General features: G+C 68.7%; 14 protein-coding genes and 1 pseudogene. 11 read left to right on the top strand and 4 right to left on the bottom strand.

Annotated features, from left to right (window positions below; genetic code table 11):
• Positions 1 to 8 precede the first annotated feature (8 nt).
• From J2X21_RS16150 to J2X21_RS16130, 5 genes are all read left to right on the top strand, one after another.
• Positions 9 to 2,003: a DNA topoisomerase IV subunit B gene (locus J2X21_RS16150; protein ID WP_310330303.1), complete on the top strand. Its 1,995-nt coding sequence runs from the start codon at positions 9 to 11 to the stop codon at positions 2,001 to 2,003.
• A gap of 14 nt (positions 2,004 to 2,017) precedes the next feature.
• A complete protein-coding gene (locus J2X21_RS16145) occupies positions 2,018 to 2,542 on the top strand; it encodes a GNAT family N-acetyltransferase (RefSeq protein ID WP_310330301.1) in 525 nt (174 codons plus the stop codon).
• Positions 2,539 to 3,198 (top strand): lytic transglycosylase domain-containing protein, encoded by a 660-nt coding sequence (locus J2X21_RS16140; RefSeq protein ID WP_310330299.1) that lies wholly within the window; start codon positions 2,539 to 2,541, stop codon positions 3,196 to 3,198. Before J2X21_RS16145 ends, J2X21_RS16140 begins: the two co-directional genes overlap by 4 nt.
• Positions 3,195 to 5,549 (top strand): DNA topoisomerase IV subunit A, encoded by a 2,355-nt coding sequence (gene parC, locus J2X21_RS16135; protein WP_310330296.1) that lies wholly within the window; start codon positions 3,195 to 3,197, stop codon positions 5,547 to 5,549. Before J2X21_RS16140 ends, parC begins: the two co-directional genes overlap by 4 nt.
• Before the next feature lie 174 nt (positions 5,550 to 5,723).
• Positions 5,724 to 6,182: an FxDxF family PEP-CTERM protein gene (locus tag J2X21_RS16130; protein WP_310330294.1), complete on the top strand. Its 459-nt coding sequence runs from the start codon at positions 5,724 to 5,726 to the stop codon at positions 6,180 to 6,182.
• Between the two features lie 105 nt (positions 6,183 to 6,287).
• Here the strand turns inward: J2X21_RS16130 and J2X21_RS16125 are convergent, their stop codons facing one another.
• Genes J2X21_RS16125 through J2X21_RS16115 form a run of 3 tightly spaced genes read right to left on the bottom strand, consistent with a single transcriptional unit; the run spans position 6,288 to position 8,802 of the window.
• Positions 6,288 to 6,788: an outer membrane protein assembly factor BamE gene (locus tag J2X21_RS16125; RefSeq protein WP_310330292.1), complete on the bottom strand. Its 501-nt coding sequence runs from the start codon at positions 6,786 to 6,788 to the stop codon at positions 6,288 to 6,290.
• A gap of 8 nt (positions 6,789 to 6,796) precedes the next feature.
• Positions 6,797 to 7,837 (bottom strand): quinone-dependent dihydroorotate dehydrogenase, encoded by a 1,041-nt coding sequence (locus J2X21_RS16120; protein WP_310330290.1) that lies wholly within the window; start codon positions 7,835 to 7,837, stop codon positions 6,797 to 6,799.
• Between the two features lie 14 nt (positions 7,838 to 7,851).
• Positions 7,852 to 8,802 (bottom strand): LysR family transcriptional regulator, encoded by a 951-nt coding sequence (locus J2X21_RS16115; protein WP_310330288.1) that lies wholly within the window; start codon positions 8,800 to 8,802, stop codon positions 7,852 to 7,854.
• Positions 8,803 to 8,901: 99 nt separating this feature from the next.
• Here J2X21_RS16115 and J2X21_RS16110 point away from each other — a divergent pair, with 99 nt between their 5' ends.
• Positions 8,902 to 9,831 (top strand): DMT family transporter, encoded by a 930-nt coding sequence (locus J2X21_RS16110; protein ID WP_310330286.1) that lies wholly within the window; start codon positions 8,902 to 8,904, stop codon positions 9,829 to 9,831.
• A 470-nt stretch (positions 9,832 to 10,301) separates the two neighbouring features.
• On the opposite strand, the pseudogene J2X21_RS16105 reads toward J2X21_RS16110, so the two are convergent.
• Positions 10,302 to 10,860: pseudogene (locus tag J2X21_RS16105) on the bottom strand (transporter associated domain-containing protein); the annotation flags it as partial.
• Between the two features lie 71 nt (positions 10,861 to 10,931).
• On the opposite strand from J2X21_RS16105, the gene J2X21_RS16100 reads away from it, so the two are divergent.
• The 5 genes from J2X21_RS16100 (at position 10,932) to J2X21_RS16080 (ending at position 15,573) form a co-directional block, all read left to right on the top strand.
• A complete protein-coding gene (locus tag J2X21_RS16100; RefSeq protein ID WP_310330285.1) occupies positions 10,932 to 12,065 on the top strand; it encodes a 3-deoxy-7-phosphoheptulonate synthase in 1,134 nt (377 codons plus the stop codon).
• A 114-nt stretch (positions 12,066 to 12,179) separates the two neighbouring features.
• Entirely contained in the window at positions 12,180 to 12,608 is a 429-nt protein-coding gene (locus J2X21_RS16095) for a DUF2141 domain-containing protein (RefSeq protein ID WP_310330284.1), read from the top strand.
• A gap of 9 nt (positions 12,609 to 12,617) precedes the next feature.
• Positions 12,618 to 14,081 (top strand): carotenoid oxygenase family protein, encoded by a 1,464-nt coding sequence (locus tag J2X21_RS16090; protein ID WP_310330282.1) that lies wholly within the window; start codon positions 12,618 to 12,620, stop codon positions 14,079 to 14,081.
• Between the two features lie 200 nt (positions 14,082 to 14,281).
• Positions 14,282 to 14,944, top strand: coding sequence for a PEP-CTERM sorting domain-containing protein (locus J2X21_RS16085; protein WP_310330280.1), 663 nt, complete (start codon positions 14,282 to 14,284; stop codon positions 14,942 to 14,944).
• A gap of 17 nt (positions 14,945 to 14,961) precedes the next feature.
• A complete protein-coding gene (locus J2X21_RS16080) occupies positions 14,962 to 15,573 on the top strand; it encodes a PEP-CTERM sorting domain-containing protein (RefSeq protein WP_310330278.1) in 612 nt (203 codons plus the stop codon).
• The last annotated feature ends 2 nt before the right edge of the window (positions 15,574 to 15,575 follow it).

The raw sequence follows: 15,575 nt of genomic DNA, 5'->3' as shown, positions 1-15,575 counted from the left end.
CCGCCCCTATGTCGAGCCGTCCCCCCGCCACTCCCGCCACTGCGCCTGCCGCTTATGGCGAAGCCTCCATCCGCGTTCTGAAGGGCCTGGAGCCCGTCAAACAGCGGCCGGGCATGTACACCCGCACCGACAACCCGCTGCACTGCATCCAGGAAGTCATCGACAACGCGGCCGACGAGGCGCTGGCCGGCCACGGCAAGCGCATCGACCTGACGTTGCATGTCGACGGCTCCGTCTCCGTCGCCGACGACGGCCGCGGCATTCCGTTCGGCCTGCATCCCGAAGAAGGCGTGCCCGTCGTCGAGATCGTCTTCACCCGCCTGCACGCCGGTGGCAAGTTCGACAAGGGCTCGGGCGGCGCGTACAGCTTCTCGGGCGGCCTGCACGGCGTGGGCGTCTCGGTGACGAACGCGCTGGCCAAGCGGCTGGAAGTGGCCGTCTGGCGCGACAAGCAGGTGGCCGGCATCGCCTTCGAGCATGGCGACGTGGTCCAGCAGGTCGTGACCCGCCCGGCCGCCAGCGGCGACCGCAAGCAGGGCACGACGGTGCGTGTGTGGCCCGATGCCAAGTACTTCGAAAGCGCGGAGCTGCCACGTCACGAACTGATTCATCTGTTGCGGTCCAAGGCCGTGCTGATGCCCGGCGTCATCGTCACGCTGAAGATCGAGAAGACCAACGAGGTCACGACCTGGCAGTACAAGGCCGGCCTGCGCGACTACCTGGCGCAGGCGCTGAACGCCGATCCCATCATCCCGGCCTTCGAGGGCGAGGGCTTTGCCACCGCCGGCGAGAGCGAGAACTTTGCCGAAGGCGAGGGCGCGTCGTGGTGCGTGGCGTTCACGGAAGACGGCGCGCCGCTGCGCGAGAGCTATGTGAACCTGATCCCGACCGTGGCCGGCGGCACGCACGAGTCCGGCCTGAAGGACGGCCTGTTCGGCGCGGTCAGGGGTTTCATCGAGATGCACTCGCTGCTGCCCAAGGGCGTGAAGCTGATGCCCGACGACGTGTTCTCGCGCGCCAGCTTCGTGCTGAGCGCCAAGGTGCTGGACCCACAGTTCCAGGGCCAGACCAAGGAGCGCCTGAACTCGCGTGACGCGCTGCGTCTGGTGTCCGCCTACGTGAAGCCGGCCTTCGAGCTGTGGCTGAACCACCATGTGGACCATGGCAAGAAGCTGGCCGAACTGGTCATCAAGCAGGCGCAGACGCGCCAGCGCGCCAGCCAGAAGGTCGAGAAGCGCAAGGGCTCCGGCGTGGCCGTGCTGCCCGGCAAGCTGACCGACTGCGAAAGCCGCGACCTGACGCTGAACGAGGTTTTCCTCGTCGAGGGCGACTCCGCCGGCGGCAGCGCCAAGATGGGCCGTGACAAGGAGACTCAGGCCATCCTGCCGCTGCGCGGCAAGGTGCTGAACGCCTGGGAGGTGGAGCGCGACCTGCTGTTCAAGAACAACGAGATCCACGACATCTCGGTGGCGTTGGGCGTGGACCCGCACGGGCCCAATGACACGCCGGACCTGAGCGGCCTGCGCTACGGCAAGGTCTGCATCCTGTCGGACGCCGACGTGGACGGCTCGCACATCCAGGTGCTGCTGCTGACGCTGTTCTTCCGCCACTTCCCCAAGCTGGTCGAGACCGGCCATGTGTTCGTCGCCCGCCCGCCGCTGTACCGCGTGGACGCGCCGGCCCGCGGCAAGAAGCCCGCCGCCAAGCTCTACGCGCTGGACGACGGCGAGCTGACCGCCACGCTGGACAAGCTGCGCAAGGAAGGCGCGCGCGAGGGCTCGTGGAGCATCAGCCGCTTCAAGGGCCTGGGTGAGATGAACGCCGAGCAGCTGTGGGACACGACGCTGAACCCCGAGACCCGCCGCCTGTCGCGCGTGGCCTACGGCCAGTTCGATTTCGCCGCCACGGTGGACGCGTTCAACAAGCTGATGGGCAAGGGCGAGGCCGCCTCGCGCCGCGAGCTGATGGAACTGCACGGCGACGCCGTGGAGATCGACATCTGAGCCGGCCACTCGGCATGAGCCTGCGCCTGCGCCCGACGATGCTGTCCGACCTGGACTGGGTGGTCTCGGTCGAGCGCGACGCCGCGAACCTGCCGTTCATCACGGCCTGGGAACGGCCTCAGCACGAGGGCGCCATCCGCTTCCCGGACTCGCGCCATTTCATCCTGGAAGAGGGCGACGAACTGGCGCGCATCGGCTTCGTCATCCTGCAGGGTTGCCGCAACCCCAACGGCTCCGTCGAGCTGAAGCGACTGGTGCTGCAGCCCAAGGGCCGCGGCCTGGGCCGCTCGGCCGTGCGGCAGCTCAAGGCGATGGCGTTCACGCAGCTGAAGGCGCACCGCTTCTGGCTTGACGTGAAGGCGCTGAACACGCGGGCGTTGAAGCTCTACCAGAGCGAGGGCTTCGTCGAGGAAGGGCGGCTGCGCGAGAGCGTGCGCGTGACCACCGACGGCGCCGACGGCTACGACTCGCTGATCGTCATGTCGCTGCTGGACCGCGAATACCAGGCCCGCGTGGCGCTGGGACAGGAGGCCGCATGAGGCACTGGTTCGCATCGCTGCTGCTGGTCTGCGCCATTCCTGCGCATGCGGAGCTGTGGGGCTATGTGGACTCGGCCGGCGTGGCCCATTTCGCGGCGCGCAAGCTGGACGCCCGCTTCAAGCCGGTGCTGGGCGGCGACGTCGGCGCGCTGCGCGTGCCCGGCAAGGCCGATGCCGGCGCCACGATACTGACCTGGCTGGACATTGCGCCGGAAGTGAAGGCCGTGCAGCCCTGGGTGCGCGAGGCCGCGCGCGAGCATGGCGTGGACGTCGAGCTGCTGAAGGCCATCATCGCGGTGGAGTCCAGCTACCAGAAGGACGCCGTGTCGCCGCGCGGCGCGCTGGGCCTGATGCAGATCACGCCCGAGACGGCCAGCCGCTATGCGACGCCCGCCGAGGCGGCCCGTCTCATCGAACCCCGCATCAACATCCACACCGGCGCGCGCATGCTGGCCGACCTGATCCGCCGCTTCGGCTCCATCGACGTGGTGTTGGCCGCGTGGAACGCCGGCGAAGGCAGCGTGCGTCGCGCCGGCAACCGAATTCCCGACATTGAAGAAACCCAGGCCCATGTGCATCTCGTGCTCGAGCTGTACTGGGCCTTGCTGCAGCAGCGCCAACCGGCCCGCGCGCAGCGATTGACCTTGCATCCATGAGTTCCGAACAGACCACCATCGACTTCAACGGCCCCAACGACGGCGGCGGCAACAACAACGGCGGCGGCGACGATCCCAGCGCGCTGACGCTGGCCGCCTATGCGCAGCAGGCCTATCTCGAGTACGCGCTCAGCGTCGTCAAGGGGCGCGCGCTGCCCAGCTATGCCGACGGCCAGAAACCCGTGCAGCGCCGCATCCTCTATTCGATGCACCGCCTGGGCCTGGGCTGGAGCGGTTCCTCGGGCGCCAAGCCGGTCAAGGGCGCCAAGGTCGTGGGCGACGTGCTGGGCAGCTTCCACCCGCACGGCGACCAGTCGGTCTACGACGCGCTTGTGCGCATGGCGCAGGATTTTTCGCTGCGTTACCCGCTGATCGACGGCCATGGCAACTTCGGCAGCCGCGACGGCGACGGCGCCGCCGCGATGCGGTACACGGAAGCTCGTCTGGCCCCCATCGCCCGCCTCGTGCTGGACGAGATCGACGAAGGCACGGTGGACTTCCGCCCCAACTACGACGGCACGACGCAGGAGCCGGTCGAACTGCCGGCGCGCCTGCCGTTCGCGCTGCTGAACGGCGCCAGCGGCATCGCCGTGGGCCTGGCCACCGAGATCCCCAGCCACAACCTGCGCGAAGTCGCCGCGGCGGCGGTCGCGCTGCTGAAGGACGACAAGCTGTCCGACGACGCGCTGTTCGAGCTGCTGCCCGGGCCCGATTTCCCCGGTGGCGGCCAGCTCATCAGCGCGCCGGAAGACATCCGCGCCGCCTACGCTTCCGGCCGCGGCAGCCTGAAGCTGCGCGCGCGCTGGAAGATCGAGGACCTGGCGCGCGGCCAGTGGCAGCTGGTGGTCACCGAGCTGCCACACGGCACCAGCGCGCAGAAGGTGCTGGAAGAGATCGAGGAACTGTCCAACCCCAAGGTCAAGGCCGGCAAGAAGGCGCTGACCGCCGATCAGCTGCAACTCAAGGCCAGCCTGCTGGCCGTGCTGGACGGCGTGCGCGACGAGTCCAGCAAGGACGCCGCCGTGCGCATCGTCTTCGAGCCCAAGAGCCGCACGGTCGAGCAGCAGGACCTGATCAACGCGCTGCTGGCTCACACAAGCTTGGAAAGCAGCGCGTCGGTCAACCTGACCATGATCGGCGACGACGGCCGGCCCACGCAGAAAAGCTTGCGACAGGTCTTGACCGAGTGGGTGGGCTTCCGCCAGACGACGGTGCGCCGCCGCACCGAGCACCGGCTAGCCAAGGTCAATGACCGCATCCATGTCTACGAGGGCCGGCAGCTGGTGCTGCTCAACATCGACGAGGTGATCCGCATCATCCGCGAGTCGGATGAGCCCAAGGAAGCGCTGATCGCCCGCTTCAAGCTGAGCGACCGCCAGGCCGAAGACATCCTCGAAATCCGCCTGCGCCAGCTGGCGCGGCTGGAAGCCATCAAGATCGAGCAGGAGTTGTCCAAGCTGCGCGACGAGCGCGCCAAGCTGGAAGACATCCTCGGCTCGGCCGCGGCGCTGCGCCGCACGGTCATCAAGGAGATCGAGGCCGACGCCAAGCAGTACGGCGACGACCGCCGCACGCTGATCCAGCCCGAGAAGCGCGTCGTTGCCGAGGTCAAGATCGTCGACGAGCCCGTCACCGTCATCGTCAGCCAGAAGGGCTGGGTGAGGGCGTTGAAGGGCCACGAGGTCGACATCGCGGCGCAGAGCTTCAAGGCCGGCGACGGCCTGTGGGGCGCGTTCCGGTGCCGCAGCGTCGACCCGCTCATCGTCATCGGCAGCAACGGCCGGGCGTATTCGGTGCCCGTGTCGACGCTCCCGGGCGGGCGTGGCGACGGCCAGCCCATCACGACGATGATCGAGCTGGAAACCGGCTCGCAGATCGCCCACTACTTCGCTGCCGCTGCAGGTCAACGTCTGGTCATGGCCGGCACCGGTGGCTACGGCCTGCTGGCCCAGGTCGGCGACCTGGTTGGCCGCCAGAAGGCCGGCAAGACCTTCCTGGCGCTGGAGGATGGCGAGGCGCCGTTGCTGGCGCCGGTGCCAGGTGATGCGCTAAGCCTCCAATTGGGCGTGCTGAGCGAGCAAGGCCGGCTGTTGACCTTCCCGCTGGACGAGTTGAAGCATCAGCCCAAGGGTGGCCGCGGCCTGATGCTGATGGACCTGGAGGCCAAGGACAAGGTCTTGTCCCTGGCCTGTTTCTCGACGCAGCTGCGCGTGCACGGCACCGGCCGCGGCGCCAAGCCGCGCGACGAGCTGCTGAAGAACCAGTCGCTGGCGGCTCACGCCGGCAAGCGCGCGCGCAAGGGAAAGGCCGTCGAAGGGCTGCAGAAAGTGGTGCGTCTCGGCACCGAATAAGTTGCATGTCGCCCCAAGACGGGACATCGGGTAACTCCCGCTTTACACGTCGGTACAAGTAACCGCGCGTTCCCCCCTAAGCCGAAGGGTGTGCAGGACTTCACGGGGCTTCGCTGCACTGCACAATCGGTTCCGGCGGTTGTGCTTGACCGTCAAAAAGTCAGGAGCTACGCAATGAAGTTGAAAACTATCGCCGCCGCGTCTGTGGTGGCACTCAGCGGGCTAAGTGCCCAAGCTGGAACCTGGAGCTGGGGCGGCCATGATCCTCTGGAGCATGCAACCCTGTTCAGCGTTCCCTCCGGGACCGTTGGCGATTTCTTCACGTTCTCGCTGGACACCGCCTCCAACGTGACGAGCAGCGTCGATTCGTTCGGCGTGCTGGCCGGCACGTACAGCCTGTTCAAGGCTGACAACACCTACATCGGTTCCTGGAGCCAGAACGCAGCGGACGTCACCGTCTCGCTGGGCGCCGGCAGCTACTACTACTTCGTGAGTGGTTTCGCTCCGAGCACCGCTGCCTACAGCATCGCTTCGGCCGTCACGGCCGTGCCGGAACCCGAGACCTACGCCCTGCTGGCCGCTGGCCTGGGCATCGTCGGCTTCGTCGCCTCGCGTCGTCGCCGCGATTTCTGATCGGACCCATTGGGTTCGACGAGGTTGCCGGGCGGCGGCCTCGAAAGAATTGAGTCTCCCGTATCGCCCCGGTGCGCAAGCGCCGGGGCGTTTTTGTTGGTGGACTCAGTCGTCCAGGCCGGGGAAAAGGCGGTTGGGAAAGACCATGCTGTGACTGGTCCGCACCACATGGCCGTCCTTGAAATGGACGTTGAATCGCAGGCCATAGCCGGACTGGTCGGGCTTCACGGTCCAGTCCCAGACGTCCTCGCCGCTGTTGCGGAAGAACACGCGGCTGCGCTCCTGCCCCAGCTGCCGCGAGACCTGCTCGGGCGTCATGCCGGGCGCGATGCGCTCCCTGGCGGCGGGCGAGAGGCCATCCTCCAGGCTCACCAGGCGGCCATCGGCACCTAGCCTGACCATGTAGCAGTGCTGGCCCATGGGCTGGCTGGAGTACTCCAGCGTGCGCCCGCCATCGGCCTCGGGCCAGATGCGTCGGGGCTGGCCGTACAAGGCCATGACGTCCTCGCCACGGCTCAGTCCCGGTTGCAGCCGCGTGTCGCGATCCGGCGTCGCGCAGCCCGACAGCAGTGCCGCGAGGCCGAGAGCGACGAGGCCGGCTCGCATGTCAGGCCTCAGCGCCGGGCCAGGGCCTTGGCGCAATCGTTGACCAGCGCCGGACCCTTGTAGATCAGGCCCGTGTAGACCTGCACCAGGTCCGCACCGGCCGCGATCTTGGCGCGGGCGTCTTCTCCGCTCAGCACACCGCCCACGCCGATGATGGGGTAGCCCGCCGGCAGCGCGGCGCGCAGCAGGCGGATGACGCGGTTGCTGGCCTCGAACACCGGCGCGCCGGACAGGCCGCCCATTTCTTCCGCGTGCGCCAGGCCTTGCACCTTGTCGCGCGCGATGGTCGTGTTGGTGGCGATGACGCCGTCGATGCCGTTGGCGGTCAGCGTCTTCGCGATGACGGTGACCTGGTCTTCCTCCAGGTCCGGCGCGATCTTCACGAACATCGGCACGCGCTTGCCGCTCTGGGTGTCGAGCTGTTGCTTGCGCCGCTGCAGCGTGCCCAGCAGGGCGTCCAGCGCCTCGTCGCTCTGCAGCGCGCGCAGGTTCTTGGTGTTGGGGCTGGAGATGTTGACGGTGATGTAGTCGGCATGCGGATGCACGCCTTCCAGGCCCAGCAGGTAGTCGTCGGCCGCGTTCTCGATGGGTGTCGCGGCGTTCTTGCCGATGTTCAGGCCCAGCACGCCGCCCGCGGCGCGGAAGCTGTGCGCGCGCTTCACGTTGGCGATGAAGCTCTGCAGGCCTTCGTTGTTGAAGCCCAGCCGGTTGATCAGCGCGTTGGCCTGCGGCAGGCGAAACATGCGCGGCTTGTCGTTGCCGGGCTGGCCCTTGGGCGTCACGGTGCCCACCTCGATGAAGCCGAAGCCCATCGCGCCCAGGCCGTCAATGCAGCGCCCGTTCTTGTCCAGGCCGGCGGCCAGGCCGATGCGGTTGGGGAAGCGCAGGCCGGCCACGGTCACCGGGTCGCTGACCCGCGAGCCGCTCCACAGGCATTGCAATGGCGTGTTCTGTAGCCGGGCGATGGCGTCCAGCGTCAGTTCGTGGGCGTGCTCGGGGTCCAGGCCGAACAGGAAGGGGCGGGTGAGGGCGTAGGGGATCAGCGGCATAGCCCGCGATTCTCTCAGGCCACCTCGTCGCGGTCCCACGGCGGCACGTCGCCCATCTTCTCCAACAGGAAGTCGATCAGCGCCCGCACCTTGGGCGCCGGGTGGCGGCTGGGCAGGTAGACGGCGTACAGCGTGTCCGCGTCGGCCAGCCCGCCCACGGGCTGCCAGTCGGGCAGCACCGCTTTCAGCCGGCCCGCGCGCAGGTCGGCGCCCACGGCATAGGTGGGCAGCACGGCCAGTCCCATGCCGGCCAGTGCGGCCACGCGCAGCGATTCGCTGCTGTTGGCCGTCAGGCCGCTCTCGAAGCGCAGCGCACCGCGCGTCTCGACTTCCGCCTCGCCCAACTCCGCGTGACGGAAGCGCCAGCGGTCGGGCGACTGCAGGTAGCCAAAGCGCAGGCAGCGGTGGGCCGCGATGTCGGCCACCGCTTGTGGTTCGCCGTGCGTCGCCAGATAGGCCGGTGCGGCGCACAGCACGAAGCGCACGGCCGCCAGCCGTCGCGCCACCAGGCCTTCGGAGGGCTTGTGCGTCAGCCGCAGCACGACGTCGAAGCCTTCTTCGGCCAGGTCCACGTAGCGGTCGTTCAGGCCCAGCACCAGTTGCAGTTGCGGATGGCGGGCGCAGAACTCTGCGGCCAGCGCGGTGAACTGCAGATTGCCGAAGGCTGTGGACGTGGACAGCCGCAGCACGCCGCTGGGCTCGTCGCGGCGGCCGGCCAGTTCGGCGTCCAGCGCGCGGGCGTCTTCCAGCAGGCGCAGCGCGCGCTCGTAGACGGCGCGGCCTTCCGCCGTAGGGCTGACGCTGCGCGTCGTGCGATGCAGCAGCCGCGTGCCCAGTTGATCCTCCAACCGCACCACCTGCTTGCTGACGGCCGACTTGGTCGTGCCCAGCAGCCGCGCGGCGCCGGAGAAACCGCGCGCATCCACGACACGGGCAAAGGCTTGCAGGTCTTCAAGTCGGCCCATGAATGGACTCCAAATGGAAACTCTGAACTGAATTTATTGGAGATTGTGTCTGATCGGGTGCTTTTCTAGAGTCCAGTCATCCACTGACTGGAGTTGCTCATGGCCAGCTTCTCGACCTCACTGCCCGCCCGTTCCTTCCGCCCGGGTCCGCTGGACCGCTTGGCCACCGTGCTGGCCGGGTTCAGCCTGCCGCTGCTGTTCATCGTGCTGTGGAGCAGCGGCTACGTCGCCGGCAAGCTGGCGCTGCCGCACACCGGCCCGCTGACGCTGTTGACGCTGCGCTTCGGCCTCGCCGCCGTCGTGTTGTTGGCCGTGGCGGTGGTGACGAAAGCGCCCTGGCCCAAGGCGCGCGACTGGGGCCACCTGGCCGTTGTGGCTCTGCTGATGCAGGTGCTGCATTTCTCGGCCATCTACTTCGCGTTGCGCCACGGGCTGTCGGCCGGCGTCGCGGGCCTGCTGATCGGGCTGATGCCGCTGGCCACGGCACTGGGCGCCCACCTGTGGCTGGCCGAGAAGCTGAACGCCCGCCAGGCGGTGGGCCTCGTAGGCGGGCTGGCCGGCGTTGCGCTGGTGGTGGGCGGCAAGCCCCTGGCCGGCGCCGGCTTGAGCTACGCGCTGGCCGCGCTGGGACTGCTGGGCTTGGTCGCCGGCACGCTGTACCAGAAGCGGTTCTGCGCCCACATGGACCTGCGCACCGGCAGCGGCGTGCAGATGGCGGTGTCGGCGCTGACCGTGGCGGCCGTCGCGGGCCCGACCGAGGGCTTCGCCATAGCCTGGCAGTGGGAGTTGGTGGGGGCCTGGCTGTGGCTGGGGCTGGTGAACTCCATAGGCGCCTTCAGCCTGATGTTCGTGATGATCCGACGCGGCCAGGCCGGCGACGTGGCGCGGCTGTTCTTCCTGGTGCCAGGCATGTCGGCGCTGATGGGCTTCGTGCTGCTGGGCGAGCGGCTGGAGCCGCTGGCCCTGGCCGGCTTCGTGATCTCTGCGGTGGCGGTGTGCGCCGCCGCGGCAGGCCCGGCCCGGCGCTGAGATTCACGCGGCGGCCGGCGGCAGTCGGCAGTCGCGGATCATCAGCTGCACCACCAGCTCCGCCTGCGTCGCCTGCATCCACGCGGGAGCTGCGCAGCAGCAGGCCCAGGCGCTGCGCGTCGGGCCCGCTGCCGGACAGCAGATGGACCTCGAAGACGCGCGCGGTCTTGTCGAAGCTGACGCCGACGTGCAGTTCCGGCGTCAGCGCCTGCTCGAAGCGCTCGACGCCCTCGGCGCTGTTGCTGCGGGTCACCCGCAGCGTGCAGCTGTCATCCAGCGCGAAGCGGCTGCGTTCGGCGCGGTAGGCGGCACCCAGTGCATCCAGCGCCTGCAGCCGTTCCCCGTTGCTGAGGTCGTGCGGGTTGGGCGATGCGGCGTCCTCGGTGGGGTAGCCGGTGCAGCCCTCCAGCAGCACCGCCACGGCGAGCCAGGCGACGATGGAATGAAGGGGAGATGCCATCGCGTCGCCCCGCGGCGGTTGTTGCGGGCAAGCGCGTCGCCAGAACCTTGTCGATGGTCTTGCCGTCCATGTCGACGATCTCGAAACGCCAGTCCTCCCAATCCACCGTCTCGGCCACGCGAGGCAGGCGCCCGGTCAGCAACATCATCAGCCGCTGAGCGTGTGATAGCGGCCGCGCTCCTCCTCCGGCACGGCGGTCAGCGTCAGCCGGTTCTTCAGCTCGGGCACGGGGATGTGCCCGTCCAGCAGACAGGAGCCGTCGTCGCGCTGCACGGCCCAGGCCTGCGCCGGGTCGCGCGGCTGGAAATCGCCGGTGATGGCTTCCACCAGGTGCAGCGTCACCAAGCCCTTGATCTCGCCGTACTCGTCGATGACGAACGCCATGTGCACGTTGCAGCTGCGGAAGTTCTCCAGCAGTTCCATGCCGGTGAGCGTCTCGGGCACGTAGAGAGGCTCCGCCATGCCGGACGGCGGCAGCAGCGGTTGCGGTGCAACTGGCGCGGCAGCACCTGGCGCGCGCTCAAGACGCCGACGATGTCATCGATGCCGCCGCGCACGACGACGAAGCGCTTGGTTCGGCGGGCCGTGCAGCGCGGCGGCCAAGCGGCGACAATCGCAGGCTCTACTGGGAGCCTGGCCAATGAAACCCCTCGACGATCCGCAACACGACCGCGAAGCCGGTTCCCGCGACGAGACCCGCGACACCACGCGCACCGACGACACCCGCATCGGCGCCGTGCGTGCGCTGATCAGCCCGGCGCTGCTGCTGGAAGAGCTGCCCATTCCCGACGCGACGCTGTCGCTGGTGGAAGAGGCCCGCCAGCAGATCAGCGACGTGCTGCATGGCCGCGACGACCGGCTGCTGGTCATCGTGGGCCCTTGCTCCATCCACGACCATGACCAGGCGATGGACTACGCGCGGCGGCTGTTGGTGGCCCGCGACGAACTGAAGCGCGACCTGCTGATCGTCATGCGCGTCTACTTCGAGAAGCCGCGCACGACGGTGGGCTGGAAGGGCTACATCAACGACCCGCGCCTGGACGGCAGCTTCCACATGAACGAAGGCCTGCGCCTGGCGCGCCAGTTGCTGCTGGACGTGAACGGCCTGGGCCTGCCGGCGGGCACCGAGTTCCTGGACCTGCTGTCGCCGCAGTACATCTCCGACCTGATCGCCTGGGGCGCCATTGGCGCGCGCACCACCGAGAGCCAGAGCCACCGCCAGCTGGCGTCGGGCCTGAGCTGTCCGGTGGGCTTCAAGAACGGCACCGACGGCGGCATCAAGGTCGCCAGCGACGCCGTGCTGGCCGCGCGCTCGGCCCATGCTTTCATGGGCATGACCAAGATGGGCACCGCCGCCATCTTCGAGACCCGTGGCAACGAGGACTGCCACGTCATCCTGCGCGGCGGCAAGGCGCCCAACTACGACGCGGCCTCGGTGAACGCGGCCTGCGATGCGCTGAAGACCTCGGGCCTGCGCGAGCAGGTCATGATCGACTTCTCGCACGCCAATTCCAGCAAGAAGTACGAGCGCCAGGTCGACGTGGGCCACGACGTGGCCGGCCAGATCGCCGGCGGCAATGGACAAGGTGACAGGCGCATCACCGGCGTCATGATCGAGAGCCACCTGCAGCCCGGCCGCCAGGATCTGCTCGACGGCCAGACCAAGGCGGACCTGAAGCCCGGCGTCTCCATCACCGACGCCTGCCTGGGCTGGTCGCAGACCGAGCCCCTGCTGCGCGAACTGGCCGCCGCCGTCCAGAAGCGTCGCGGCTGACACCACCTGCTTGCCACTGGCGCCGCCAGGCGCCCACCCATCGCAGCGCGCTCGCGCCGCCGTGGGGCGATCTCCAGGATTCAGCCATTCCCACTGCTGAAACTAGAGATCGCGATGAAACAAGTCCTTGCCACCGCACTGCTCGCCGCCACGTCACTGGCCAGCCAGGCTGCCGACATCACGTTGGAGATCGAAGGCCTGGACGCCAGCCGCCTGCAAGGGGCGAACCTGCTGGTGGCCGTGTTCACCGACCCCGCCACCTGGCTGCGCCAGCCCCAGGCTGCCCATCGCTTCCCGTTGAATGCTGATGCGGCCAGCGGCAAGCTCAGCGTCGTCATCAAGGACCTGCCGGCCGGCCCGCTGGCGCTGAGCCTGTTCCAGGATGTGAATGCCAACGGCCGCGTGGACATGAACGCCATGGGCATGCCGACCGAGCCCTACGGTTTTTCCAACAATGCCGCCGGCAGCTTTGGCCCGCCCAAGTTCGAGCAGGCCGTGCTGACGCCCGCGGCCGGGCAGGTGCTCAAGGTCCGCATGAACTGAGGGGCCGTCATGCTGCAACGTCGCCATTGGCTGGCCGCTGTGCTGGCGGCCGGCTATGCACCTGAACTGCTGGCACAAGGGTTCGCATCGAGCGCGCCGGAGCTACTGCCGCTGCTGGGGCTGGACGGTGAAGGCCTGGATGCCGCCGACACCGTCATCGAAGGCCGGCTGCCGGCCGGTCTGCGCGGCCGCTACTTCCGCAACGGCCCGGGGCTGATGCAGCGTGCCGGCCAACGCTACCGTCACTGGTTTGACGGCGACGGCCTGGTGCAGTCGTGGACGCTGGCGGACGGCCGTGCCAGTCACCGCGCGCGCTTCGTGCAGACCGAGAAGTTTCGCGCCGAGCAGCAGGCCGGCCGCTTCCTGCTGCCGGCCTTCGGCACCGCCATCCGTGCCGAGCGCCCCGTGCGCGGACCCGACAGCGTCAACGTCGCCAACACCAGCGTGCTGCCCATGGGCGGGCGCCTGTATGCGCTGTGGGAAGGCGGCAGCGCGCATGAGCTGGACCCGGTGACGCTGGAGACCCGGGGCCTGAAGGTGTGGTCGGAGGACCTGCGCGGCATGCCCTTCTCTGCCCATCCCAAGGTCGAGCCCGACGGCACCGTGTGGAACTTCGGCAGCGCCAACGGCCGGCTGGTGGTCTATCAGCTCAATGCCGCCGGCGCGGTGGTCCGCCACGCGCTGCTGGACGTCCGCGCGCCGGCCATGCTGCACGACTTCGCCGTGTCGCAGCGTTTTCTCGTGTTCCTGCTGGCGCCCATCACGATGGACATGGCTGCCGTTCGCAACGGCACGGCGATGCTGGATGCGATGCATTGGACCGGCGAGCAGCCCACGCGCGTGCTGGTCGTCGACAAGGCGGACTTCTCCCGCACGCGCGTACTCGAGATGCCCGCCTGCAACGTCTTCCACTTCGGCAATGCTTGGGACGACGGCCGCAAGCTGCGCGTGGACTATGTGCAGAGCGTGGCGCTGCCCGAGCTCAACCTGGCGCTGAACCAAGTCATGCGCGGCGAGCGCTCCAACCGCGACGGGTCCACGCCGCGCGTGCTGGAGATCGACCTGCAGGCCGGCCGCCTGAGCGTCGCCGCGCGCGACGAGTCCGTCGAGTTCCCGGTCGTCGACCCGCGCTTCGTCGCACGGCGCCATCGCCATGTCTGGTACCCCATGGCCACCGATATCGGCGACCGCTGGGGCTTCAACGGGCTGATGCGGCTGGACATCGAGACCGGCGCGCGCGAGCGCTTCAGCTTCGGCGCCGGCACGGTGGTGGAGGAGCATGTGCTGGTGCCCAAGCCCGGCAGCAGCCGGGAAGGCGAGGGCTGGCTGGTGGGCATGGGCTATGACATCGCGCGCCGCCGCAGCTTCCTCAGCGTCTTCGATGCGTTGCGGCTGGCCAACGGGCCGTTGGCCCGCGCCTGGCTGCCCTACGCCGTGCCGTACGGGTTCCACGGCAAGTTCCATCCGGCTTGACCCTGTCCCCTGAACGTGGGCCATGGCGGCCGCGTTCAGGGCACACCGCATTGACAGCCGCGGGCTGCTCAATCTATGGTCGCCGTCGCCAATGAAAGCGCTTTCAGAAAGCGGTTTCAAAAGAGCTGACGGGTGACCGGCATTGCAGTTTGTCGTCGCCACGTCGCGGGAATTTCCCCACGCAGAACCCAGGAGACGACATGCTGAATCTGAAGGCCACAGCGGCCATCACCACCCTCTTGTGCGCAGGCGCTGCCGGCGCGGCCACGTTCAACGGCTTTGCCAATGGCGGCTTCGAGACCGTCGATGGCGGCATTCCCGTCGGCTGGGCACTGGGAGACGCCACCCACCCGGTGCTGTCCACCGACGCCCACTCGGGCGCGTATTCGCTGCTGCTGAGCCGGCCGGGCGGCTTCGGCGGGTCGGGCATGGAGCAGCACTCGGTGGCGCATGGCGGCCTGGCCGCGCTGACGGCGGCCAACGTCGGAGACACGCCCATCCTGAGTTTCTGGGCCAAGGGTGACGCCAGCCCCACCGGCAATGCCAAGTACGTGCTGCGCTACGTGGGCGATGCGGGCGTCCTGTACGACAGCGGCTTCCAGCACTTCGAGAGCAGCCTGGTCAGCTCCAGCTGGACACAGATCAGCTTCCAGGCCGGCGCCATTCCTGCCGGCACGACGGCGGTCTACCTGCTGATGAACACGGCCGTAGGCCCGCTGCTGGATGGCCGCGTCAACGCCGTCTACATCGACGACATCCAGCTGACGCTGACCACCGCTCCGGTCCCCGAACCCGAGAGCTACGCGCTGCTGATCGCCGGCCTCGGCGTCGTGGCCGCCGTTGCCCGCCGCCGCCGCGCCTGAGCCCAAGGAGAACCGACATGCAAACCCACGCCCTCTCCAAGCTCGCCGCCGCGGTGCTGCTGTGCGGCCTCGCCGCCCAGGCCGGCGCCCAGACCGTCGTGCTCGATTCCTATGGTGACGACATCACCTACCTGGAAGGCTGGCCCACGCCGCTGTTCCAGGGCCAGAACGTCGCCATCCCGTTCGACATCGCCGCAGCGACGTCCATCCAGTCCATCCTGACCACCCTCGACGGCACGGGCAGCCTGACGCTGGGCATCCTGTCCCGCAGCGGCGCCTTGCCCACCGCGGGCGGCTGGCTGCACAGCATGCAGCTGACCGACCCCTGGGCCAACACGACGCTGACGCCCACGGGCTGGACGCTGGCTGCCGGCAGCTACTGGCTGGTGGCCGTGCCTGACGCCGGCTTCGAAGGCAGCTGGCAAAGCCCCACCAACAACGCCACGGCCAACTGGGCCTACTCGTCGGGCGGCACGTGGGCGGAGGTGAACACCTCGTTCACCGGCCTGCCGGGCGCCCGCATCACGGTCACCAGTGCCGTGCCCGAGCCCTCCACCTACGGCCTGATGTTCGCCGGCGGCCTGCTCATCGCAGCCGTTGCCCGCCGCAAGACCCGTCACCAAGGATGAAC

Origin of the sequence: Roseateles asaccharophilus, from assembly GCF_031458115.1 — a bacterium.
Classification (GTDB): domain Bacteria; phylum Pseudomonadota; class Gammaproteobacteria; order Burkholderiales; family Burkholderiaceae_C; genus Pelomonas; species Pelomonas asaccharophilus_A.
Note: the sequence above shows the minus strand (reverse complement) of the source record. Positions and strands in the feature narration are given on the sequence as shown.